The 24,491-nt window shown below is 39.7% G+C and carries 22 protein-coding genes; 1 reads left to right on the top strand and 21 read right to left on the bottom strand.

What is annotated here, in order from left to right:
- Positions 1 to 49: 49 nt before the first annotated feature.
- The 4 genes from AACH28_RS12755 to AACH28_RS12740 all read right to left on the bottom strand — a co-directional run bounded on the left by AACH28_RS12755 (position 50) and on the right by AACH28_RS12740 (position 4,002).
- A complete protein-coding gene (locus AACH28_RS12755; RefSeq protein WP_070563291.1) occupies positions 50 to 379 on the bottom strand; it encodes a multidrug efflux SMR transporter in 330 nt (109 codons plus the stop codon).
- Between the two features lie 66 nt (positions 380 to 445).
- Positions 446 to 1,036: a Crp/Fnr family transcriptional regulator gene (locus AACH28_RS12750; RefSeq protein ID WP_341830670.1), complete on the bottom strand. Its 591-nt coding sequence runs from the start codon at positions 1,034 to 1,036 to the stop codon at positions 446 to 448.
- Positions 1,018 to 1,773 carry a UDP-2,3-diacylglucosamine diphosphatase gene (locus tag AACH28_RS12745; protein ID WP_341830669.1) on the bottom strand — a complete coding sequence of 252 codons (756 nt, stop codon included), beginning with the start codon at positions 1,771 to 1,773 and terminating at the stop codon, positions 1,018 to 1,020. Before AACH28_RS12745 ends, AACH28_RS12750 begins: the two co-directional genes overlap by 19 nt.
- Before the next feature lie 60 nt (positions 1,774 to 1,833).
- Positions 1,834 to 4,002, bottom strand: a complete 2,169-nt coding sequence (locus AACH28_RS12740; RefSeq protein ID WP_341830668.1) for a M1 family aminopeptidase — start codon at positions 4,000 to 4,002, stop codon at positions 1,834 to 1,836.
- Between the two features lie 321 nt (positions 4,003 to 4,323).
- Here AACH28_RS12740 and AACH28_RS12735 point away from each other — a divergent pair, with 321 nt between their 5' ends.
- A complete protein-coding gene (locus tag AACH28_RS12735; protein ID WP_286752240.1) occupies positions 4,324 to 6,447 on the top strand; it encodes a prolyl oligopeptidase family protein in 2,124 nt (707 codons plus the stop codon).
- 111 nt (positions 6,448 to 6,558) lie between these two features.
- Here AACH28_RS12735 and AACH28_RS12730 read toward each other — a convergent pair whose 3' ends face one another.
- The 17 genes from AACH28_RS12730 to AACH28_RS12650 form a co-directional block, all read right to left on the bottom strand.
- The gene (locus tag AACH28_RS12730) at positions 6,559 to 7,797 is read right to left on the bottom strand and encodes a thioredoxin family protein (protein ID WP_286752241.1); all 1,239 of its coding nucleotides are present in this window, start codon (positions 7,795 to 7,797) and stop codon (positions 6,559 to 6,561) included.
- Positions 7,798 to 7,850: 53 nt separating this feature from the next.
- A complete protein-coding gene (locus AACH28_RS12725; RefSeq protein WP_341830667.1) occupies positions 7,851 to 9,089 on the bottom strand; it encodes a thioredoxin fold domain-containing protein in 1,239 nt (412 codons plus the stop codon).
- A gap of 111 nt (positions 9,090 to 9,200) precedes the next feature.
- Positions 9,201 to 10,388, bottom strand: coding sequence for an aminopeptidase C (locus AACH28_RS12720; protein WP_286752243.1), 1,188 nt, complete (start codon positions 10,386 to 10,388; stop codon positions 9,201 to 9,203).
- Positions 10,389 to 10,655: 267 nt separating this feature from the next.
- Entirely contained in the window at positions 10,656 to 11,708 is a 1,053-nt protein-coding gene (locus AACH28_RS12715; RefSeq protein ID WP_115047120.1) for a TerC family protein, read from the bottom strand.
- Between the two features lies 1 nt (position 11,709).
- Complete coding sequence (locus tag AACH28_RS12710) at positions 11,710 to 12,681, bottom strand: polyprenyl synthetase family protein (RefSeq protein WP_312744587.1); 972 nt, start codon at positions 12,679 to 12,681, stop codon at positions 11,710 to 11,712.
- A gap of 50 nt (positions 12,682 to 12,731) precedes the next feature.
- Positions 12,732 to 13,295: a DUF3109 family protein gene (locus AACH28_RS12705; RefSeq protein ID WP_070563316.1), complete on the bottom strand. Its 564-nt coding sequence runs from the start codon at positions 13,293 to 13,295 to the stop codon at positions 12,732 to 12,734.
- Between the two features lie 5 nt (positions 13,296 to 13,300).
- The gene (locus tag AACH28_RS12700) at positions 13,301 to 14,086 is read right to left on the bottom strand and encodes a DUF3108 domain-containing protein (protein ID WP_070563318.1); all 786 of its coding nucleotides are present in this window, start codon (positions 14,084 to 14,086) and stop codon (positions 13,301 to 13,303) included.
- 117 nt (positions 14,087 to 14,203) lie between these two features.
- On the bottom strand, positions 14,204 to 14,725 hold the full coding sequence (locus tag AACH28_RS12695; protein ID WP_341833091.1) for a DUF2480 family protein: 522 nt from the start codon (positions 14,723 to 14,725) through the stop codon (positions 14,204 to 14,206).
- A 62-nt stretch (positions 14,726 to 14,787) separates the two neighbouring features.
- On the bottom strand, positions 14,788 to 16,893 hold the full coding sequence (locus tag AACH28_RS12690) for a SurA N-terminal domain-containing protein (protein ID WP_182983334.1): 2,106 nt from the start codon (positions 16,891 to 16,893) through the stop codon (positions 14,788 to 14,790).
- A gap of 293 nt (positions 16,894 to 17,186) precedes the next feature.
- Positions 17,187 to 17,816 (bottom strand): LPS export ABC transporter periplasmic protein LptC, encoded by a 630-nt coding sequence (lptC, locus tag AACH28_RS12685; protein ID WP_070563326.1) that lies wholly within the window; start codon positions 17,814 to 17,816, stop codon positions 17,187 to 17,189.
- An 8-nt stretch (positions 17,817 to 17,824) separates the two neighbouring features.
- Positions 17,825 to 19,150, bottom strand: a complete 1,326-nt coding sequence (locus tag AACH28_RS12680; RefSeq protein WP_046672330.1) for a membrane protein — start codon at positions 19,148 to 19,150, stop codon at positions 17,825 to 17,827.
- 175 nt (positions 19,151 to 19,325) lie between these two features.
- Positions 19,326 to 20,309, bottom strand: coding sequence for a DUF6427 family protein (locus AACH28_RS12675; protein ID WP_070563329.1), 984 nt, complete (start codon positions 20,307 to 20,309; stop codon positions 19,326 to 19,328).
- Positions 20,310 to 20,329: 20 nt separating this feature from the next.
- The gene (locus AACH28_RS12670; RefSeq protein ID WP_046672332.1) at positions 20,330 to 20,539 is read right to left on the bottom strand and encodes a CcmD family protein; all 210 of its coding nucleotides are present in this window, start codon (positions 20,537 to 20,539) and stop codon (positions 20,330 to 20,332) included.
- Between the two features lie 147 nt (positions 20,540 to 20,686).
- Positions 20,687 to 21,349 carry a cytochrome c biogenesis protein gene (ccsA, locus tag AACH28_RS12665; protein ID WP_046672333.1) on the bottom strand — a complete coding sequence of 221 codons (663 nt, stop codon included), beginning with the start codon at positions 21,347 to 21,349 and terminating at the stop codon, positions 20,687 to 20,689.
- Between the two features lie 37 nt (positions 21,350 to 21,386).
- Positions 21,387 to 22,046 carry a heme exporter protein CcmB gene (locus tag AACH28_RS12660; RefSeq protein WP_046672334.1) on the bottom strand — a complete coding sequence of 220 codons (660 nt, stop codon included), beginning with the start codon at positions 22,044 to 22,046 and terminating at the stop codon, positions 21,387 to 21,389.
- A 77-nt stretch (positions 22,047 to 22,123) separates the two neighbouring features.
- A complete protein-coding gene (locus AACH28_RS12655) occupies positions 22,124 to 22,522 on the bottom strand; it encodes a hypothetical protein (RefSeq protein WP_286767613.1) in 399 nt (132 codons plus the stop codon).
- A gap of 103 nt (positions 22,523 to 22,625) precedes the next feature.
- Positions 22,626 to 24,461, bottom strand: coding sequence for an ABC transporter ATP-binding protein (locus AACH28_RS12650; RefSeq protein ID WP_070563339.1), 1,836 nt, complete (start codon positions 24,459 to 24,461; stop codon positions 22,626 to 22,628).
- Between the last annotated feature and the right edge of the window lie 30 nt (positions 24,462 to 24,491).

The raw sequence follows: 24,491 nt of genomic DNA, 5'->3' as shown, positions 1-24,491 counted from the left end.
TGTACAAAAGTAAGGAAATTTTGTTGCTTTTAAACAACCTAGCCTGCTATTAATGAGAGGAAACTGCTTTTAGTCCCACGATGGAAGCAATCAGCGTGAAAATAAAGAATATGCGCCAAAAATCTGCAGGCTCCTTAAAGAAGATGATCCCCATTAAAACGGTACCTACTGCACCTATTCCGGTCCAAACAGCATAAGCTGTGCCTAAGGGAAGTGTCTGTGTAGCTTTGATCAATAAGCCCATACTTGCAAATAAGAATACGACAAAGGCACCGTACCAGAGCCATTGCGCATTTCCGGTCGCATCTTTGGCTTTACCTAAGCAGGTCGTAAAGCCGATTTCACATAATCCACCCAATATTAAAAATACCCAGTTCATATCTTTTTTGATTTTTTGTTTCGATACAAAGATCCGGCTTTAGGGCGATAATAATTTTTACAAATGTTAAAAATTTGTGTGAATATTTGCGCGAATCCGGCTTAGGGTAACCTGACTGACACCGAGATAGGAGGCGATGTAACCAAGTTTGATCCGTTGAATATATTGAGGGTATTTTTGAAGTAACTCGGCATAGCGCTCTTGGGCAGTATTAAAGAGCTTGGACATGGTTCGTTGCTCGGCCTTGATAAATTCAAGTTCAGCCATCTTTCTTCCCCAGTTGGCAATGGCAATATCACTTTCGTAGAGATCAAAAAGTTGCTTTTGGTCTATCTGATAAACAACATTGTCCTCCAAAAGGTCTATATTTTCATAACCCGGGGTATCATGGACATAACTATTCATGGATATGAGCGTTCCACCGGGTGAAACGAAATCCAAGGTAATCTGACGGTTGGCCGTCTCGTAGTAAACGCGGGCTAATCCGGAAGCCAGAAAATAGAGATTTTTTTGAATTTTGTCCTGTTCGATCAGCAGGCTATTTCTTTTCGCTGTGATTTTCTTACTGACCTGCTCCAATTTTACAGCACTTTCAGGCGTTAGAAAGTGGTAACCGTTCAGGCAATCGGATAAAGAAATTAGGATTTGCTCGCCCATTTTTCCAAACGTAAAGTTTCACCATCCCATACTGCATAGGTATGGTAATTGATCCATTCCCCTAAATTTAGAATACGGCTATTGGAGTTGAGTTCAACATCATAGGGAAGATGTCTATGGCCAAAGATATAATAGTCGTGATGTTGGGTTGACTCCAGCTCCTTTGCATAGCCAATCAGCCATTCTTTGTCTTCACCCAAAAACTTTTCGTCCTCATTATTCGAAAGCCTACTATGTTGGGACCAGCGTGTCGCGATTCCGATTCCAAAATTTGGGTGCAACCGCGCAAATAACCATTGGCAGAGACGGCTCCGAAATACTTTCTTGAGTACCTTGTATTTGTAATCACCCGAACCTAATCCATCGCCGTGGTGAATATAAAAGTGTTTTCCGTTGAGTTTTAATTCCAGCTCATTGTCGATGATCTGAACATTTAATTCCTTTTTGAGGTAGTCAAACATCCACATATCGTGGTTTCCTTTAAATAAAGTAATGGGAATGCCGAGATCCGAAATTTCGGCTAATTTACCCAAAAAGCGGATATAGCCTTTCGGGACAACCGTGGCATATTCAAACCAGAAATCAAAAATATCACCAACAAGATAGAGCTGTGCAGCATCTGTTTTGATCTGGTCCAGCCACTGTATAATTTGCAGCTCCCTTTCCCGTGAACGTTCCAAGGGGTAAGATCCAAGATGAAAGTCGGAGGCAAAATAAATTTTTGTTCTTGTTGACATGTGGCCAAAACTAAAAAAAAATGGCGGCGAATACAAAATTCGCCGCCACAATATAATTTGCTATGATTTCGATAATTCGGTGATGAGCGCCTTTAGATATTCCGTGGCATCGGGATCAATGCGCTTCAAAGACTGCTGAAGTTGATCGGGATAAGCACTTTTTATCGCCATGATTGAACTTGCGATAACCATATAAGATTTGTCATTTACAGCGTTCAGAATTAGACTTTTGTATTTTTTATCTTTTGTCTGTGCGAGCTTTTGAATCGCAGAGGCGCGGATGACAGAGGCTTCGGATTTCTCTGCAAGTGTCAAGATTGTTTTTTCTGTTGATTTGCGAACCGTGGGATTGCTTAAATCGAGCCCTTGAATTGCTGTTGCAGCAAGATCCGCATCGGTATCCGCCAATGCTTTTGTTAAGATTTGCTGGCTGATGGTATTTGTCGGATTTTTTGAGGCGTATGCAATCGCACCGACGCGGTTAGCAAATGAAGGTGCATGCTCATATTGATACAGATAGTCGGCATCTGACTTATCGATTTGAATTTGACCAACGAGTGTTTTTTCGGGATCGACATCAATAAATTCAACAGCAGCAGGTAAAGGAATCATAAATTGGGCATTCCGCTTGTTGAGTTGAAAGGTCTGTCTGATCTTCCCATTTTTCGTATAGATATCGACGGCTAAGGGAAGCTGGAATGTCTGCACGGTTGAATCTTGAATTTGGGCTACATTCAGGATGATACTGTTCTCTCCGTTTTTTGTCGTGATTTTCAAAATTGGATGCCCACCTTGGTAATACCATTGATTGAAGTACGGAGCCCAGTCTTTTCCGGTCACCTCTTCCATCGCTAGACGGAGCTGTTGCGGTTCGCCGGTTTTAAAGGAATTGTCTGTCAAATATTTTTTCAGCGATTGATAGAACGCTTCATCACCCATTTGTTCTTTTAAAGCATAGAGAATCAATGAACCTTTTGCATAGCTGATATTATCAAACATATCTTCTTTATCATGATAATAATAACGGGCTAAAGTCGGACTTTTTCCATTTTTTGTCGATTTGAGATAAGACTGGAGTTTTTCAAATCTAGATTTATCGCCACGATCTTTACCACCATCGTGCTCACGCCAGATAACCTCGCCGAAAGTAGCGAAAGATTCATTCATGGTCAAATTGGACCAAGATTCTGCTGTTACCAAATCGCCAAACCACTGGTGAAACAGTTCATGGGCAATCGTTCCCTCCTGATTATCGTCCAACAATTCGCGTTTTGTCTTTTGTACATGTTCGCCATGTAGGGTTGCACTTGTATTTTCCATGGCGCCTGAGACATAATCGCGACAGACAATCTGTGCATACTTATTCCAAGGGTAAGGAACGCCTAGAGTCTTGCTGTAAAAATCCATCATGGCCGGTGTCTTTCCGAAGATATCTTTGGCATAGGGTGCATATTTCGGTTCAAGGTAGTAGTCAACGGGGATATTGTTGTATTTGTCCTGATAGATTTTAAAATCACCAACGGCCATCATAAATAGATATGGGGCATGTGGTAAATCCATTTTCCAGGTATCTGTACGTGTGCCATCACTATTTTTCTGTTGATTGCTCAATGCACCGTTCGATAAACTGACGTAATTGTCAAGAACGGTCATGGAGATTTCAGCCGTCGTCTTTTGGTTGGGGCGATCAATTGTCGGGAACCAGGCTGATGATGCTTCAGTCTCGCCCTGTGTCCATATTTGACGAGGTTTGTTGGGTGTGCGTTCATCTGGATTGATAAAATAAAGCCCCTTAGCATCGTTGATTGCTGCACTGCCCTGCGCCTTCAATAAATTGGGCTTTGCGGTATAATCGATGTATACTGTATATTGCTCCTTTGCAAGGTAATTCCGGTCGAGCTTAATCAGTAGAGAGTGATCATCATAGGTATATTTCAAGGGAATCATTTGTGTGCCATTGACCAAAGATACCTGTTTAATATCCATGCCTTTTGCGTCAAGGCGGAGGGAGTCTGTTGGGTAGAAATAGGGTTGTAAAGTGACCCATTCTTTGCCATTCAGAAATTGGTTTGTATAGTCAAAACGTACATCGAGTTTGGTGTGGACAAGATCGTTGATCTTGGTAGGGGTGGCTCGATATTGCTGATCTATAGGTAATTGTTGTGCTTCGCTTATTCCGATTTGAAGAATGAAAATCGACAAAGAAAGGTATATGACTTTTTTAAACATGGTTATAGTATTTTCAAGATTTAAATAAATCTAAAGAAATTTCGGTTGGGATAAAAATATACGCTGCAGAAATGTGTCTAACGCTACTATGAGCGGCCCATGTTTTGTTTATTTATTCGCTTTGATTTAGGTAGTTTGGATACTAACGTAAAGGACAAGCGGGAAGTGATGAATCTAGGCTTTTTAGTTATTATTCGAGGAAGAGAAAAAACTGCCTGAGGTAGGTAAGAGGTCGATAAATTTGTTTATATTCAACTCAAATTGAATTTTCAAATGCTAAGTGAATAAAACTTAGATTGGTTGAAACAAGTATAAGGTTTTATGATAAATAAGAATTTTGGTCTTATCCTAATGATGATAGGTATGGCAGGTACAGCGACGACTGGTTATGGACAACAGTTGACATATCCGACGACAAATAAAGGAACCGTCGTGGATGAATTTTGGGGTGAAAAGATAGCCGATCCTTACCGCTGGTTGGAAGATGATCGTTCAGCTGAAACAAAAAGCTGGGTACAGGCAGAGAATAAAGTGACTTTTGACTACTTGAATGCTATCCCATTCCGTACAAAATTAAAAGATCAATTAACCGAAATATGGAATTATGAAAAAATAGGAACCCCGTTTAAGGAAGGCGAGTACACTTATTTTTTTAAGAATAATGGCTTGCAGCAACATGCTGTCCTCTACCGTAAACTGGGGGAGGGAGGAGCAGAAGAAGTTTTCTTGGACCCAAATACGTTCTCGAAAGATGGGTCGACTTCATTGGCCGATGTTTCGTTTTCAAAGGATGGGAGTTTAGTTGCCTATTCTATTTCTGAAGGGGGATCGGACTGGCGGAAAGTCATTGTACTGAATGCCAAAGATAAGGCGCCTGTGGGAGAAACATTAGTAGATGTCAAATTCTCTGGTATTGCTTGGAAAGGAAACGATGGTTTTTATTACTCGAGTTACGATAAGCCAAAGGGATCTGAACTTTCTGAAAAAACAGACCAACATAAATTATACTACCATAAACTTAAAACAGCTCAGTCTACAGATAAATTGGTTTTTGGCGGTGCTGCAACACCGAGACGTTATGTCGGTGCTTCATTAACAGACGATCAACGTTACCTGATTATTTCCGCTGCAAATACGACAACAGGAAATGAACTTTATTATCAGGATCTCCAGCAACCGAATAGCAAGATTGTCTGCCTACAAGATCATTTTGATGCCAATACAGGTGTCGTTGACAATATTGGGGATAGTTTCTTATTGGAGACAAACTACAAGGCTGCCAACAACCGTTTGGTAAGAGTTGATTTGAAGAATCCTGCAAAGGAGAACTGGAAAGATGTTATTCCAGAGACTGAAAATGTGCTTTCGATCAGCACCGGAGGTGGTTATCTTTTTGCAAATTATTTGAAAGATGCGGTTTCAGTGGTGATTCAATATGATTATACCGGTAAAAAGATTCGGCAAATAGAATTGCCAGGTGTAGGCACAGCGAGTGGTTTTTCGGGCAAGAAAAAGGAAAAAGAAATTTATTTTGGTTTTTCAAATTACATTACGCCTTCTTCAAGTTATAAGTTTGACGTGAATTCTGGTCAGTCTGCACTTTATATCAAACCTAAGGTGAAGTTTGATTCCGATCAGTATGAATCGAAACAGGTTTTCTACACATCCAAAGATGGTACTAAGGTTCCGATGATTATTACGTACAAAAAGGGGATTGTCTTGAATGGGAAAAACCCGACGATTGTGTATGGTTATGGCGGCTTTAATATCAGCTTGACACCTGCCTTTAGTACTTCCGTTGCGGTGTGGTTGGCAAATGGCGGTGTTTATGCTGTTCCGAATTTACGTGGGGGCGGCGAATATGGTCAGAAATGGCATGATGGCGGCAGACAGTTCAATAAGTTGAATGTGTTTAATGATTTTATTGCCGCCGCACATTATCTTCAGGAGAATGGTTATACATCACCCGAGTACACCGCTTTATCGGGGGGATCCAATGGTGGTTTGCTCGTGGGCGCAACAATGACGATAGATCCCAAAGTAGCCAAGGTCGCACTTCCTGAGGTTGGTGTTTTGGACATGTTGCGTTATCATACCTTCACAGCCGGTGCAGGTTGGTCCTATGATTATGGTACAGTCAATGATAGCAAAGAAATGTTTGACTATCTGAAAGCATATTCTCCGGTGCACAATGTGAAAACTGGAGTTTGCTACCCAGCGACGATGGTCTTTACGGGAGATCATGATGATCGGGTGGTACCGGCGCACTCCTATAAGTTTGCTTCCGAACTACAGGCAAAACAAGCTTGTGATAATCCTGTATTGATTCGTATTGAGACAAAAGCTGGTCACGGTGCGGGAAGGTCAACAGAAGTCCTGATCAATAGTACAGTTGATAAATATGCTTTTGCCCTTTGGAATATGGGTATTAAAGAATTAAAATAAGCGGACAGCAGTCAAAGACTCAACATATTGTCTGTCTTGTTCTCCATAAAAAAGCCGCGATCAATAATTTGATTGCGGCTTTTTTTATTCATTGACTATTCGAATATCTTCTTATTGCCAGGTCTTTTCACCCTTTTTCATTTTCTGTAATGTTGCTACATATTCTTCTTTTTGAGTAGCATCGGTAATGAGTGAGATCGCTTTTTCTTGCGTTTTAATTGCTTTTTCTTTTTCTCCAAGGCGATATAATATGTTTGCAAAAGTGTCTAAATACATGGGTGCATCTTTTTCTTTTTCGTTGGATAATTTGCTCCATTCAGCTGCTGCTTTTAGGCACGCTGGGTCATTGCAGTTTTCAAAAATGGACCACGCCATGTTGTTTAGTTCTGCAGCGGTAATGGTTGAACCATATTTTGCAATGTATTTATTGAAGCTATCTCTTAAACCAGGGTAATTTTTGGTATAACCATAATAACGTGGTTGCATTTCGAGACTTGCTTTCTCTGTATTCACAGTCGGATATTTTTGCGCCAATTCTTTTTCTATGCTCGTAAAATCAACTGTTTCCTTTGCACGAATTTTGGTGTTTACTGCATTACTAACCAACAGTTGGGAGAGGAAGTCATTTGCTTTCACTTTTTCACTAACGGCATCAAATTTAGCAGGATTGTCTTTGATTAAATTAAAAGCCTTAGAATCGACAACATTCGCCGCTGAAAGTAATAAACTAACATTCTCCTTTGTAAAGATTTGATCCGTAGACAAGGACGCCAGTACGACTCCTTCCGCTTTTGCTTGTGTCTCTTGATCATAAGCTTCTTTGGCAGCTATAGCCATACTTTTGGCGATGTTTACATTTGTTGGGTCGGCATTGAATTTTGCCAATAGTGTTTCATATTGTGTATTTGGATCAAGTGATTTTTGTGCTTTCGCTATAAAATCGTCCGCTTCACCACCACCTACGATACGATGCACAAGGGTACCTTTTGAGTCAAAGATCAGAAAAGTTGGGTAGGCTCTAACTTTATATTCTTTGGCAAAACGGTCGGCCTCTTCGTACCATGATTTTACATCTTCATTGTCATTCTTAGTTTTATCCATCTGAATTTTTGCATTGACAAATTTAGCATTGAAAAAATCGCCTACTTTGGCTTGTGGGAAGATGGTACTCGACATATATTTACAGGGGCCACACCAGGTTGTAAAACAGTCTACAAAAATGAATTTGTTTTCTTTAGCCGCTTTTTCTTTAATCTGACTCCAATTGAGCCCATGCTCAAATTTGACCCCTTCGCTCTGCGCAAATAGGAGGGTTGGAATTAGAAATAGCATTAAAATCAATTTTTTCATAATGTTGGTATTTTGGATTTTTAATTTAATCGTTCGTATTGGTCGGGATAGGTTTAGTTTTCCCAAGTTTTTATTCCTTTCATCATTTTGTCCAGTGTTTCTTGATAGATAGGACGATCGTCCTCACTGGCCATTTCGATCGCTTTGTTTTGCCACTTTATGGCTTTTTCTTTTTCTCCTTTCTTATAGAGCAGATTTGCATAGGTATCCAAAAATGCACTGCTTGGATCCTCAAGGATGGATTTCTTGCTCCAGCTTAACGCGGATTCAATACATGCAGTATCACTGCTATTATTAAAAATAGTCCAGGCAAAGGTATTTAATTGGTGTGGGGTAAAATCTTCTGACGAAAGGTAATCATTGATGGTATTCTTCATGGCGACGTAATTCTTCACCTGAAGGTAATAGTGTGCTTTTATTTTCTTGAACATCGGGATGAAATCGATGTCTGGATATTTTGCAGCGAGTTCATTCTGATAACTATCCCAGTTGGGTTCATGTTTGGCATCAATCTTAATCTGAAATAATTCGTTGACGACAACATTAGCCAGGGTGCGGTTGGCAATACCTGGTGACTCTAATAGAATATCGATTTTCTCTTTATTGTTGCGAATAAGATTAAAAGCTTTTGAATTGGTGAATTTGGCAGCTGCCAATAAAATATGGACATTTTCTTTTTTGAATAACTCATCCGTACCCAATGAATTCGCTAAGGTATTTTCTGCCTTTCGTGCAGTATTTTCATCGTAAGCGATATTTGCTGCTTTCAGCATCTGCTTGGCCGTATAAATATCTTGGGGTCTTTTCTCGAATTTTTTTAACAGCGTGTAATACTGTGTTTCGGGATTTAGTCCATCCATCACATGCCCAACAAATTCGGGAGCATCACTTGCACCGACAATCCGGTGTACCGCCTGCCCATCGGAATTAAAGATAAGAAATGTGGGAAAGGATTGAATATTGTATTCATTGGAAATAGCACGCGCATCAGCATACCACTTTTTGACATTGGCATTGTCGGACTCTGTCGAATCCATTTGCACTTTTACACTAATGAAGTTCTGATTGATTGGCTGCCCCACCTGCTCTAGGGGAAAGATCTCATTGCTCATATATTGGCAAGGGCCACACCAGGTTGCAAATAGCTCTACGAAGATAAACTTGTTCTCAGCTTGTGCCCGTTCCTTTATCTGCTTCCAACTCAACCCTTCTACAAATTTCACTCCCTTAGTCTGGGCTTGAGCCAAATTCCCGAATAAAATTGTAAGGCATAACGCGATTATACTTCTCATACTCACTCAACAAAAGATTCATAATTATGTTTAAGTTATTAAATTAATCTGAAAACAAAAACACCTCTGAAGTATTAATTTCAGAGGTGTTTTCGTGGACTGATAAATCGCTTATTTGATATTTATCTTCGATTTTAAATCTTTTGTTAGACCGTCTTTATGTAACATCAAAGAAGTTGTTTTATATCGTACAAATTCTTTTGATGCATATAAATAACCATGGTAGTCATTTGTTGTACCCCAAGAGTTTTTAACGATGTAATACTCTTTTCCGTTTTGATCTTTTACAAGACCTACGATATGCATACCGTGGTCATCTGTAGTCTGCCAGTTGTCGAAAGCTTTTTGTCTTTCTTCCGGTGTTACTTTTAACTCTGGTTTAGGACCAACAAACATTGTTGACTTTTCTTGATCTGTCATTTCCTCGAAAGGTTTTTCTGGTACATAAGCTACACCGTTTTTCCAAGAGAAACCTTTTTCTGATACGTCAGTAGCCCAAGCTACCGTATAACCTTTTTGTAAAGCGTTGTCAATAATGTCCGTTAAATCGTTCATCTTAACATTATAGAAACGGTCGAATGACCAGTTGTCTGGAATCAACAATACGAATTGGCTGTAGTATGGGTGGTCAGTTACCGAAGCAATACCCACGTAATCATCCGGATTGATACCGATTACCTGATCTGCAAAGGTGCGCGGTGTATAGGATTTACCGTTATAGTCAAATTTCTCAGGTACTTCCCCAAGATAAGAATCCATCGCAGCGGTATACGCTTTTTCCCAGTTTGGCGTTAACGTTTTACCCTTTACTACTGCCCCTAACATCGCATCCAACATATTGGTCATTTCACCAAAGTTGTTACGTGTAGTACCGTAGTGAAGACCTGTGTAAGCCGATTGCGGCATTGTACCATATTTACGGAAAGAGTTCAACACATCATGGAATTGACCACCTTCACCCAATGACAATCCGCCATGAAGGCGTACATACGTGCGTGCTTTATCTAAATACGTGTTGCGCGCGGTATAGATTTGTGAGATCTCCACTGGTTTTTTACCCATACGGATCATTTCTGACTCCAGGAAAGAATTACCTGAATAAGACCAACAGGTACCAGATGAACCTTGGTTTTTGATGGATGTGTTACCCAGATTGATAACTTCAGTAAATGTAAATCCAGATTTGCTATTGTCATTTTGATTTGCTTTTAGCGCATTGATCAAATTGTCTTGTGCTTGTACTTGGAATGAAGCTGCGAAAAGTGAAGCAGCTAGTACAATCGTTTTATTCCAATTCATTGTTAGTATTTTGTTAATTTAGTGTGGTGCTAAATTAAATAAATAAAATTTAGTAAGGTAAATTCCTCTGTAAAATAATTGTTCTTAAAAATCTGCTGTTTTTCTGCAATCTTTTGCTGGAGAATAGGATATGCATAAAGCATAATATCACATAAAAATGGTCAGAAAGAAATTTCTGACCATGGTGTTCTGTATCGTTTGTAATTTCGCGCAGATTACCGGAGTTTATCGCCGAATAATGACCGTCGGTACGCTTTCAATAGTCGTTTAATCAGTCGGTTCAGCTTTTTTAGGAAAAAGCAGCGAAGCAATGATACTCAATGCAAGTATGCCGACAATAACGATCAAAGAATGTGTTGTTGTAAAACCTACTTCGGCCAACCAATGATGCAGCAGCATCTTTAAACCAATGAAGACCAGCAAAAATGCTAAACCTACTTTGAGGTATTGGAATTTGTGGATGATATTGACCAAAAGGAAGAACATCGACCGCAATCCAAGTATTGCAAAAATATTGGAGAAAAATACAACATAGGGATCTTTGGTAACCGAGAAAATTGCAGGGATAGAATCCACAGCAAAAATCAAATCCGTAAATTCTATGACCAGTAGTACAAGAAATAGCGGTGTCATATATTTCACGCCGTTCTCTACATGGAAGAAGTGTCCACCATCTAATTTGGGGGTTACCTTAAAGTATCGGGAAGCAAATTTAACGACCGGGTGATTCTGTGGATCCACTTCTTCGTCCTGGTTACGGTTGATAAACATTTTGACCCCTGTAAAGACCAAGAAAGCACCAAAAACATAGAGGATCCAGCCGAATTTAGCAATAAGGGTTGCACCAAGGAAAATAAACAAGAAACGCATAATGATTGCGCCCAAAATTCCCCACACCAAAACTTTATGGTAATAGCGCTCCGGAATGCCAAAAGAAGTAAATAATAATACCATCACAAAGATATTATCTACGGATAGGGCATATTCCACAACGTAACCGGTGATATATTCCAGACCAAGGTTTTTGTTGTAGAGCTCGAGACTCGCCGCTAAATCACCGGGAATGATTTTAATATCGTGGTGGTGTTTGGTAATGATTTCTTGAAGGTGGTCCAAGTCATGGATATTATGCAATTCAAATCCATAGTGACGGAGAAGCCAATAGAAACCCAAGGAGAATAAGACCCAGATGGCGCTCATGATGCTAGCCATCTTTAGGCTAACAGGTTTGTCGCCTTTGGAGAATAAGCCTAGATCTATTGCTAGCATAAGTGCAATAAAGATGAGGAATCCGCCAAAAAACATTAATTCGTGACTCATTTTATTTTTTTCTTTCTGTTGTATATTTTACCAGTTGCTCCAACCCCGATTTGTATTCACTGTCGGGAAAGTCTTCCAAGATCCGGAAAGCATCTTGTTGGTATTCCAGCATCTTATTTGTAGCGTATTCGAGCCCACCACTCTGGCGGACAAAGTCGATGACTTCAGCCACTTTGCGTGTGTCTTCATTATGGTTTTTAATCAAATTAATGATCCTTCGCTTTTCACTTGAAGTCACTTGATTCAAGGCATAGATTAACGGTAAGGTCATTTTCTTCTCTTTGATGTCATTGCCGAGTGGTTTGCCAACGTCATCTAAACCAAAGTCGAATAAATCGTCCTTGATTTGAAATGCAATTCCGATCTTTTCACCAAATTGATGGAGCTTGTCGATTGTCTCCTGATCTGCATTCGAAGAAGCCGATCCACAGGCACAGCAAGAGGCAATCAGCGAGGCTGTTTTCTTTCGAATGACCTCAAAATAAATAGACTCTTCGATATCCAGTTTACGGGCCTTTTCGATTTGAAGCAATTCACCTTCGCTCATCTGATCAACAGCTTCCGATACAATTTTTAGTAAGTGATAATCCTGATGTTTTACAGAAAGGAGCAGGCCCCTTGACAGCAGAAAATCACCCACCAAAACAGCAATTTTATTTTTCCACAAAGCATTGATGGAAAAAAAACCTCTGCGTTCGTAGGAGTTGTCTACCACATCATCATGTACGAGTGATGCGGTATGCAGCAATTCTACGAGAGCAGCTCCTCTGTAGGTGGATTCATTGATTCCGTTGCATATCCCAGCAGAAAAGAACACAAACATGGGCCGCATTTGTTTGCCTTTACGTTTGATCAGGTATTGTGTAATGCGATCCAACAAGGGGACGGAGCTTTTCATTGAAGCTTTGAATTTTTTTTCAAAAGCCTCAAGTTCATGGGCAATAGGACGTTGGATCTCTCTTAATTTTGACATGAATTGGGGTGAAATACCAAAATAGTTAAAGCTTAAAGATAGTGATTTTGTTACAACTCTTCGACTGCTTTCTCAAGATTTTTGTACCATTCCTCACCATAGGTTCGGATGAGAGGATCCTTTAAAAATTTAAATACAGGGACCTGTAATTCTTTACCAAATGAGCATGCATCTTTACAGATATGCCAACGGTCATAGTGAAGTACGTCGAATTCGGGGTAATGTGTTGTCCTGATAGGATAGAGGTGACACGAAACGGGTTTTCGCCAATGCACCTCGCCAAGTTCGTAAGCTTTTTCGATAGCGCATTTTGTAATGCCATTTTCCCAGGTCACATAGGCACATTCTTTATTCCCATCAACACAAGTGGTCGTTAGATCGCCATCAATATCGACAACATACTTCCCTTGCTCTTCAATCGCTTCAATACCTTTCTCGGTCATATAGGGCTTTACTTTGGGATAAATCTCCTCCAATATAGCCTTTTCACTCTCCAATAAAGGTGCGCCTGAATCGCCTTCAATACAACAAATTCCTTTACATTTTGATAAATTACACACAAAGTCATTGTTGATTAGATCTTCGTGCACCAATACATTTCCTACTTCAATCATTCTAATTATTTTGAGTAGCTTGCTTTCTGTCCCAATTTGTATTTTAATCCACTGGCTTCGAGTAATTCCAGTGTTACCGAACCGATTAGAATATCTACATTGGCTTTGACCGGAATACGGTTGCCATCATTGGTTACCCACAGATAAAGCTTGCTATTTTTTTTAAAGATACGTCCTGGTTTAATCTCAGGACTGAATTTGAGACATTCTAAAGTGCCTAATTCCGTTTTTATTTTTTCTATTCCAATATATTGTATGCCTAAGGTGGCAATCTCATCATTCAAAAAATAAGTCAGCTTAAAAGATTCTCCTGGTTTAACAGTCGACAGATCTAGATTTCGGGCGAAATAATAGGAAGAAAGCAAGTCGAAAGTCTGATCTACCTTCGAATTGAAAGTCCCCTTGTTGCCTACAACACTATTTGTCTCCTGGTTGAAGCGCACCTTATCGTTCCGTCTATATCCTCCTTCACGAATGTTTTCCGTATAGTAATACGGTAAAAATGTCTTGCTATTGATATACGAGTTGTATTCATTTCTCACCGTATATATGGCAAAGGCGCCAGCTGTTTTGCCGGCAGCGTATAGATGAAAGGAAGGGTTTCCGGCTCCATCCTTGGTATCCTCAACGGTTAATGTCCCTGTTGCGGCTGAAATAAAGCCATAACGGAGTTTATATTTTAATTTCTCGCCACCTTTAAATGCCGATTCTTTTAAATGCGGTAAATCTTGAGCGAAAGCAGTACTTACGATAACGGATAAGTAAAGGAGCAAAGTCGATATAAGTTTCATGTACGTAAGTTTACGAAATTTGTTTGAAAAAGAAATGTTAATTTCATTCAAATAAATTTAACTTTTGGAGTTAATGAGACCTTCATGGACGATGACATATACTTATGTTGAGCTGAGTTATTTAGGCTGTGTCCGCTTAAATACGGGGACCGTAGAACAGGGTTCACCATACATAATACTCTTTGCTACCTTACTCAATTTTACCGTAAACTGCACAAAGGTAGACTCCGGAATAAAAATATCACCACAACCTTTCACAACCACACGTTGATCTCGAAATTGTTCCATGTCAATCTGTTCGATTGCCGCAGCATACTGCATACGCAACAACTCCTCTGAATCCCCAAAAATAATTGTCTTCGCATAGGGTTCCAATTTGTTGGCTAATAACATATAAGCCCAGGTCGGAACAATAGCATCGGCAGTACACGTAATTGCGACATGTTTACCTTCGTATTGCGACCAGTCGTGTGTCTTAATGAATTCTCGGAAATCCTTTTCTTTAAGAATCAAGCCATGGAAGAGATTATCCTTAATATCATAGACTACATTGTCTGCTTTAGGATGGTAGTTGGCCAGGTCAACTGTGACTAACCCACTTTGCGCAACTTTGTTGACAATATCTGTTTGAATATCCATATTTACATCAAAAAAAAAGCCGGACGATAATTCGTCCGGCTACAAATTTACTTAAAAATCTTTTAAAAGAATTTCACTCTATTGTCAATGATTTCAGCTTTGTCTTGTAAAGCGCGGAAAATAGATCCCCAAGCGCGTTGTGCTTTAGCTGCAAGCATTTGTTTCTTTTGTCCGTTGATATCCGAAATCGCGGCAGGATTGGTAAAACCATTTACTTGTACAACATATACACCGGTATTGCCTTCAATCGCTTTGGAAGGTTTGTTTGGCTGTAGCCCAAAAACAGTACCAACCACTTTGTTTTCTAATGCAACACCAGGAATAACTGGATTTGCGAAGACAACATTTTCAACGTGAATAGCTGCTTTACCAACTTTTTGTGCTACTTGATCAATAGAAGATGTACCTGCTAAAGCCTTGTCAAATTTATCTTTCAAGATTCTAGCTTTAACCATATTTCTTACTGCAGGTTCGATATCTTTCTTAACAGCATCCAAGGAAAGAGTTCCTTTAGGCTGTATGTCGACCAAGTTTGCTAAGATATAAGAGGTTTCAGTTTCGAAAACTTTATCTGAAATATCGCCTTTTTTAGCTTCGAAAGCCCATTTGATTAAATCACGTGGAGCTTCGGCGCCATCTAATACATTGTCCATCGCTGTTACGCGTGAGGCTGTTTTTGCTTCCAGACCAATTTTTTTCGCTTCTTGAGCAAAGTTCTGTGCTGTAGCTGCAGATAAGAATGCTGTTGCTTTGCTATGTGCATTGTTCAACGTTTCTTTTCCGCTGTTGATCACTTTGTCAATGATAGCAACTTTTGCATATTTTGAACTTCCTGATTGTTTTTCAATTTTAATGACATGGACACCATATTGTGATTTTACAACTTTGATATCGCCTGTTTTACTTTCGAAGATGGCTGTCTCAAGATCTGGAGCCATACGGCCTCTTGTTAAAGTACCCAGCTCGCCACCGTTGGTTTTGCTCTCTGGATCTTTGCTGAATTGAACCGCCAATGCCGCAAAATTGTCTCCTTTTTGAATCAATCCTTTGATCGAATCTGCTTTCGCCAATGCTTTATCCATTCCACCTTCGGCAGCAGGATCCAATAGTATGTGTGATGCTTTCACAGAGTCAGGGCTTACGATCGTCGAAACAACTTTTGCAATTTCATACGCATTGTTGTTTAAGAAAGGTCCCACAGTTGTTCCGGCCGCAACATTGAAGACAACGGAATCCAATGAAGGACTCAACTGTCCTTTTTTCACATAAGTAAACGGAAATTTGTTGTCTGAATTGATCGAAGCAAATAAAGAGTCATCTTTAGCAACGATTAAATCTTGTTTCAATTTATTGATCGTCTCTTTTACGGCCAATGAATCTTTTGCAAGAGGTTTTGCATCCACCATTACGTATTGGATCGCACGTGTTTCCTCTTGTGTTTTGAACATACTTTTATGCTCATTATAATATTCTTGGTAATCTGCATCAGTCAATTTGGCATCAGCATCCTTAACAGAAGCGTAATCCAAAAGAATGTATTTGAAGTCTGCTAGTTTATTACGCTCTTGGTATTCTTCGTTTGCTTCCAAAGAAGTAACATATACGCTATTAGAAAGCAATTCGCCATATTTGCTGCTTAAACGCTCATCTCTAACGCCTTTCAGTAGTTCCTCCCATTGTTCAGCCACTTGTTGGTTACCTGATGTGTTCATTTGGGTGATAAAAGCACGCAGTTGACTCGGGTCAAATTGTCCTGTTTGTGGGTTGGTAAACGCTTGAACGATTTGAGGTGAAGGGTTGTTACCTTGCACTAAATCATTTAATTCGTCTTTACCGACAGTCAAACCGATTTTTTCAATTTCCTTTTTCAAGATTTCTCTTGATAAAAATTGATTCCATACTTGTTGAACAGCGTAGGTCCGCATTTGAGGGGTCACTGCACCGCCCATTTGTTGTTTGAACATTTCCTCTGTTTGTTCAACTTGCTTACTGAACTCAGGATATTCAATTTCAGTTCCGTTGACTTCCCCTACACGATTTTGATGTCTCGCCCAAAAAGGAGCTCCCCCTCGAACGACATCGCCTAGTAAAAATGCTAAAATTGCGATAGCCATAGCTGCGGTCAAGATGACACCAGCTTTGTTACGCAAAAAGCCCATTAATCCCATAGTCTGCTTATTGTGTTTATATTGTGTAAATACTTGTATTTCGTTAATTTATGCATAGCATAGCAAAATGCGGTGCAAGATACAATTTTTATAAAAAAAAACGGAATATTTTCCTGAATGTAACAAAACAAATTTGAAAACTATTTGTATAAAGTGGAGTTTTTTGTGCTCTTTTAGTTCAAATGATTCGTTTTGAACAACTTAATCGTATAAATAAACTGCCTGGAGGTATTGTCTCGGATCTATACCTGCTGTTAAGCTAAACCTGAATCTGGTTTATGGCCTGCAAATAGTTATTTACCTAAGGAAGGGAAGAGACTGTTGTTGGTGATCACCGTATAACCAGTTGCATTGGCTATATTGACGTGTTTAAAATCCTTGTCCGAAGTAAATGATGAACCTTGTAAGTTACCGCGATTATCCCGAAAGAATGCCGTAATGGGAACATGATTATAAAAGGTCATGTTGCTGTTGCTATCGGCTTTACTTTCGTCATAGATGATCTCTTCTGTTTTGATGACAGAACCGTCAGCCATAGTAACCACCACATTTTTGGTAAATACGGTGGTCTTTTCTTTTTCCCGCCGAATAGCATGGTCGGAAGTAATTCGCTGAGTTTCCTTTAAATTGTCGTCGTAAAAGATGATTTTTATGCTTTTTGGAAATTCGTATACTTCGGTGCTATCGTGTTTGATACGCATTTCAGGGGCTGTAAGATTCGCTTTTACCCGTGTGGAATCGCTATAAATAATATCGACATGACGCGAAATGTCGACCGCCTCTTCCTTTTTCATATTGGCAATGCGGTCTACCTCTTTTAGATCCGGTTCGCAAGAGGTCAATGAGAGCGCCCCTAGTAAAAATAAGATTACTAGGGGCGATATATTTTGGAATATGGATGAAGCAAATGTCTTGCGTACCATCGTATTAATTAATCTAAAGGCGGTTTTCTAAACCAGCGGTCATTGAGGGTAAAGCCGATATTAAAGTTAATATAGCGTTCACGTAGGAGACTGTTGCTGATTTTGCCCATTTGGCCAAATTCTGCAGAGAAGTTTATTTTAGAGAAAGCTCCTGAAAATTGATTTCTTGCCAACGGCAGTCCCACACCTACAGTAACCGCCATATCGTTGATATTCTGGTCGCTTAAGAAATATTGTGTTTTATTATACCTGAAACCAACTCTATAGTCTACTTGGTTCAGATATTTAAGCGAAGTAACATCTGGTGTAATCTGACCACCAATCGCTACGCCATAATTCTTCCGTAGTTCGTTTTCACCCGCTCTGGTCTGAAATCTTGACCAATCGGCATATTTAAAATCGGCCCCGATTAACCATCGGTTGTTACGTGCAAGGGTAATACCTACATTATGTCGCAACGGAAGCGTCAAATGCCTGCTGCTACGGTCCGAAACATAGGTGCTATCCAACGGGATATTTTGGTTGTCTGGATCCGTTGAAGGTGTAACCCGTGTATTAAAAATTGTTGCTCTTTCTTTGATATCATTATTGAGCGACCCTGAATAACCAACGATCAACGAGTATTCTCTATTTAAAGGTTGTTCGTATTGCAGACCATAATCAAAGATAATCCCTTGGATTTCGCGCTTATTTTGTTGTTGTGTATTTAATGCTCCGGATGAAGGCAAAAACTCTACACGGCTATAATCATTTAGGGTTCCAAATAGATAAGACATATTGGCACCAATACTCAGACCTTTTACAATGCGTACCCCCCAACCTGCATAGGCTTTAGTTAAACCACCTTCGCCCGTGAAAACTTTCGTATAGGGATCAGAATTGACTGTTCCCGTTGAAGATGTCCGATAGCCTATATCTGAATAGGGAAGGATACCCAAGCTGATACCACCAAATCGTTTCATTGGGAATGTCATGGTGATGTGGCTAAAGGCAAAGTCAGCGGTATTATCCGATCTTGTTGTCGAATTTAACTGCGTGTAGTTCCCGTATAAACCAGCATCAAAGGTCGTAAACTGTGTAGCAGAATAAGATGCAGGGTTGCTTGGGTTGGTATTATACACGCCATTGATTCTCCGGACAGCGGTATTGACACCTCCCATCCCTCTATATTGTGGCAATAAATCTTCACGCATCTGACCAAGTCCAAATTGAGAATAAGGTGATGCGGATGTCGTTTTTTGTGCAAATGCGGTAGTAGAACTAGCTAAAATTCCACCTGCTAACAACAGTTGGAGTGATTTATTTCTTAGAGAGCTTGTAAAGCGTTTCTGCATGGTCAATCTATAAAATTGAGAAACTAATGTTTATTTAGTTTTAGTGAAATTTTCGAGTTATCTGACTCTTATATTAAATGTTCTTTGCTTTTAATCGCATACAAAACTATTCAATTTTTGCGAGCTTGTTAAGCCGATTTTGTTAAAAAAGGTTAAACACTTATTGTACAGTCGTTTAGAAAAACTGAAAGTAGATTATGGTCAGTGTTATGATGGCATATACAACTTCAAAAAACCATTTCTTTTTGGCATAAGTGAAATAATAAGCCATATAAATAGCGATGGAGGGGGCACAAAGTAAAAAATGGGCCTCCGTTAGTTTTTTATTCCAGTAAAAAGAAACTATCGCAAGGCATAACATAAAAAACAACAGTTGAAATGACTTGCGAATATGCACGACACTTTTGAAAAAATTGTCTTTCAATACCAAGAGGAAGAGTATTAACGTAAAGATTACTGGGACGAGTACCAGATAATCGACTAACTGAATGCGAATAGCAGTAGGGAATTTGTAGGTAAACGGTAGCCAAATGGTATAAAACTGCTCCATTTTACCCATCCAAAGGTAGATAACCGCTAAGATGAAATAGACCGTTGCTAGGCCAAGTAAAGGTGTAATCCACTCGCGCCAGTTGAATGGCCTAAAAATGAGTAGGCCTATCCATAGTAAGGCGAACATACTCAGAAAAGGGAAGTAGATCAGACTTCCTATCCCTACAATCATACCGAGATCAAACATTTCGGCTTTAACATCTGTCTGCCGATAGAGGGAGAGCAATTTGCTTAACATCCATATCGAAATGAAATTACAGATCAGTGTGGGTGAAAGTACCAAAAATGGTAAAAACAGGCTGGCCAGTGTCATGTACATCAAAGCAACCAAGAAACTGGGTTTACCCAGCAGGTTAAAATGGCTTGTGATGCGATTGAGTATCGTTGCCTGAGAAATCGTCAGGATCAGTGTGATAAAAACATTGGTCGAAGGAGAGAGGTTGATTAAGTTATTTTCTCCCAAAAGATTCCCCAAGGCAGGCTCAAAGATTACAGAATCAAGTTTGTCCGGAAGGTGAAGAAATATGCCTAAGCATAAAACAAAACCCACGATGGATAGAAATAAAATATTGATGGGTGAATAATTTCTAAACTGACTTATAATCATCGTATGCAATCAATAAAATGCTATTTATTCTTTTTTTCCAATTTGCTGATACGGCGATCGAGCAAGAAAAGGAAGAAAGCCAAACCCAGAAAAATGACCAACATGACCAATACAACAACGTAGATCTTACCTTCGCTACGTAATCCAGTCGCCATCTCGACATCATCCTGTGCAAATGTGCTCAAAGTTGATAAGAGTAGTAAGGCGATTGACAATGTTATTTTTTTCATTTGTTTAAAATATTATTCGTGTCGTTTTCATTGTTATGTATGATTCGATACACGCTATTTGATTTATGTAATATTCTGTTTTTTACTGATTGGGTTTTACCGGATTTCTTTATTTTAGAAATAAAGTACGGTATTAGCCGTTCAATATTATGCGTTCAAGTCTTTCTTTTCGAGCAGGCGTACTCTATAGCGAAGTGAACAAATCCAAGCTGCAATCATTGGCCAGCCGATCATCGCGGCATAAAATGTAGGGCGTAGCTCGCTGCTCATTTTTAAATCGCCAAAGGCTGCGTTTCCTCCACTTCCAGGGTGAAGAGAGTCTGTCATCTTTGGTAGAATATAAAGTAACACGATGATAATCGGAAATGCAAAGATATTGTACACAGCCGATATTTTGGCTCTTTTTTGTTCTTCTTCCAGCGCATTGCGGAGCACCAAATAGGCTAGATACATCAGTGTTGCTATGGCAGAGCCATTAAGCTTCGGGTCGTTTGGCCAAGGCTCTCCCCAGGTGATGTTTGCCCAAAGCATACCTGTTGCAAGTCCAAGAAAACAAAATGTTATTCCGGTATTAACGGCTTCAATGGCCATTAAATCATACTCCTGTTTGCCCGTATTGAGGTATTTGATACTATAAATAACAGAAACCAGGTACATAACGAACATAGCCGACCACATTGGGACATGAAAATAAACGTTGCGTATGCTTTCGTGAAGGATGAATAGGCGGGGAACAGGTCCCAAAAGACCATTGATAATGACCGCACAGATAATCATTACCGCTAATATTTTCCACCATTTTTTTCTCATGGATAAATTGAATTTAGTTTGTTCTCAATTCTGACACTTAATCTCGCCAAAGGTACGGAAATAACAATAAAGAAATAGTGATGGTGATTACATTAATTGCAAGTAATACGATTATTTCTTTGCTGCTGGAAGCCCTTTCCAGGCCTTCTATTGCATTGCGGGATAGCTTGATTAATACGATTAACAGTGGGATGATGGCGGGGAAACTCAAGATGGCCATTAAGGTGCTGTTGTTGCCCGCTTTGGAGCTGATCCCGGAGATCATGGTAAAGACTGTGGCGAAACTGATGCTGCCTAAGATGACCGAAATGAAGTAAAGTGTTGGATCACCGACAGGGTTTCTGAATATCGTCGAATAGACAAAATATGCAATGATCGCCAGCAGGGTCATCATCATCATATTGTAAATGACTTTCGCTAAAATGATCGCTCTGGGATCAACCAGTGAATAGTAGTAAAGTTGCCGGTTTGGGTTTTCTTGGACGAAGCTTTTGTTGATTGCATTGATCGAAGCGAAGAGCATAATGATCCAAAATAATGCATTCCATGTAGCCGTATCAACTGATTTGAACGCTTGATAGCAGACGAAAACAGTTGATACGACATATAGTAGAATTCCGTTAATAGCATATTTTGAACGCCATTCCAGAATGATGTCTTTAAGAATTAAAGTTTTTACCTGTTGCAGCAAAGTCATATGCAGCAAAGATACAAATGTATTTTGACCACGGGAGTGACCAAAACCATCAATTCTTAAAAAAGCTGTTTTTTTACTTATGCGTTAGAAATTTTGGATTTTGCAGCATCAGTTGTATTGTCGATTTTGCTTGCCAAATTTTGAGCGGCATTGTTAGCGTGGTCCAAAGCTTCTCTGCCGGCTTCTTTTGCTTTGTTTTTCAGTGCATCTGCATCATCCGATGCTTTGCTGAAAGCTGCTTGTGCTTTTGATTTCAAATTGTCTAATTCAGCCGAAGCTTTGTTCGCTAGTTTTTGTGCCTTTTTAGCTTCTTTTTTTGAAAGATCTTTCAATGACTTAGTTAAGCTTTTAATGCCGTCATTTGCACGATCTAATTGTTTTTTCCCATCATCAGTTCCTAAAAGATACCATGCAGCAGCTCCCGCAGCTAATCCTACCAAAGCAAATGCCACTAATCCATTTTTGCTATTTTTCATAATTCTTCTATTTTGTTATATATTCAAATGATAATCAAGTATGATACCAAATGAACAATCCCAGGGTGAATTTGTTTAAAAAGAATCAATAATTAACAAAATTTTACATATCAATTTTCTGCTGCTTTGATTGCAGATTATAGAGGTGCTGATAAAGACCGCTTTCTTTTTGGAGCAGTTCAAAGTGCGTACCGCTCTCAGACACGATTCCATTTTCGACAACGATAATTTTATCGGCATCAATAATGGTCGATAGTCGGTGTGCAATAATGATCGAGGTGCGTCCACGCATTAATTCTTCCAACGCCTCCTGCACTTGTCTTTCTGATTCTGAGTCTAGGGAAGAAGTGGCTTCGTCCAAGATAAGGATTGCAGGATCTTTTAATAGTGCACGCGCAATGGCGATTCGTTGGCGCTGACCACCAGAGAGTTTAACGCCACGTTCACCAACTAAGGTGTCATAGCTTTCGGGGAAATTTAATATAAATTGATGTGCGTTGGCACGTTTTGCAGCCGCTATTATTTCATCTTCCGTGGCATCGAGCTTACCATAGGCTATATTTTCACGTATTGTTCCGCCAAACAGCAAAACATCTTGCGGCACGATAGCGACCTGGTTGCGGATATCGCAAAGTTCAAAATCGGATGCCGGTTTGTCATCGTAATATACTTCCCCTTTATTGGCTGTGTAGAATTGAAGAATCAATGAAGCTATTGTTGATTTTCCGGTTCCACTCGGTCCAACGATGGCTATTTTATCGCCAGCATTGGCTGTAAAGTTGATGTCTTTCAGAATTTCAATATCGGGGCGGCTTGGATAGGCAAAGGAAACATGGTTGAAGCTTAGTTTTCCGGTCATGGTCTTGTGCACTTCCTTGCAAGTTGGTTTTACATTGAGGTGTTCTTGGGGCTCATCTAAAATTTCCAAGATCCGCTCACTTGCACCCAAAGAGCGTTGGATATTGGCATAGAGTTCGGGGAAACTGCCCATGGAGCCTGCAACAAACATCGAATACAAGATATAAGTAGTCAGGTCGCCTACAGTCATTTCATGGATAGAAACCAATGCTGCGCCGTACCAGATGACAGCAATCACCGCACCGAAAATACAGAAAATAATAAAAGAGGCAAATGCACCACGGAAAGTAGCTCCTTTGACTGCCAACTTTACCACTGAATCCATTTGATTGCTGTAGCGATTAAACTCGAAGTACTCATTCACAAAGGCCTTTACGTTGCTTATCCCCAATAATGTTTCTTGAACGATACTATTTGACTCGGCCATTTTATCCTGGGCCTGTCTGGACAATTCGCGGATGAATTTTCCGAAAATAATAGCAGCTACAACGATAATCGGTAAAATACAAAGGTTCATGAGGGCAAGTTTGGGCGATACCCAAACCAAAAGGAACACACCGAAACAAAGACTAATCAACTGTCTTAAGATTTCAGCCAAAGTTGTTGTTAACGTATCCTGGATCTGTGAAAGGTCAGCAGACAGGCGGCTGTTTAATTCCCCAACACGACGATTGGCGAAAAATTCAATTGGCAAAGAAATCAGCTTAAGATAAGTATCCTTGCGTAATGCGGATAGCGTACGTTCGGCAATCTCAACAAAAATTCGGATACGAAAAAAAGAAACGACTGACAGAAAAGACAGAATAATAAAGGCAATTCCACCAATATAATAAACATGTGGTGCAAGCCATGGATAAGTTTGCTTGCCTTGCGCGGCATCAATCATGGCGCCAAGCAAAGCCGGAAAGGCGAGCATGGCCAAACTGGATAATACCAAGAAAAACATGCCGACCCCAAATTTAAAACGATAAGGTTTTAAATAGGTCATCAATTTAGATGCTCTCAATAGGAGCTCTTTATTCAATTTTGGTTTTGGTAGATCTTCTTCTTGTTTGTTACCGCTGTTGAATCCTCTTGCCATATCCGCTACTTCAAATTTTGTTGCGAGGAC

This window comes from Sphingobacterium thalpophilum, assembly GCF_038396785.1.
Taxonomy (GTDB): domain Bacteria; phylum Bacteroidota; class Bacteroidia; order Sphingobacteriales; family Sphingobacteriaceae; genus Sphingobacterium; species Sphingobacterium thalpophilum_A.
The sequence above is the reverse complement of the archived record's forward strand: the minus strand, read 5'-3'. Positions and strand labels throughout refer to the sequence as shown.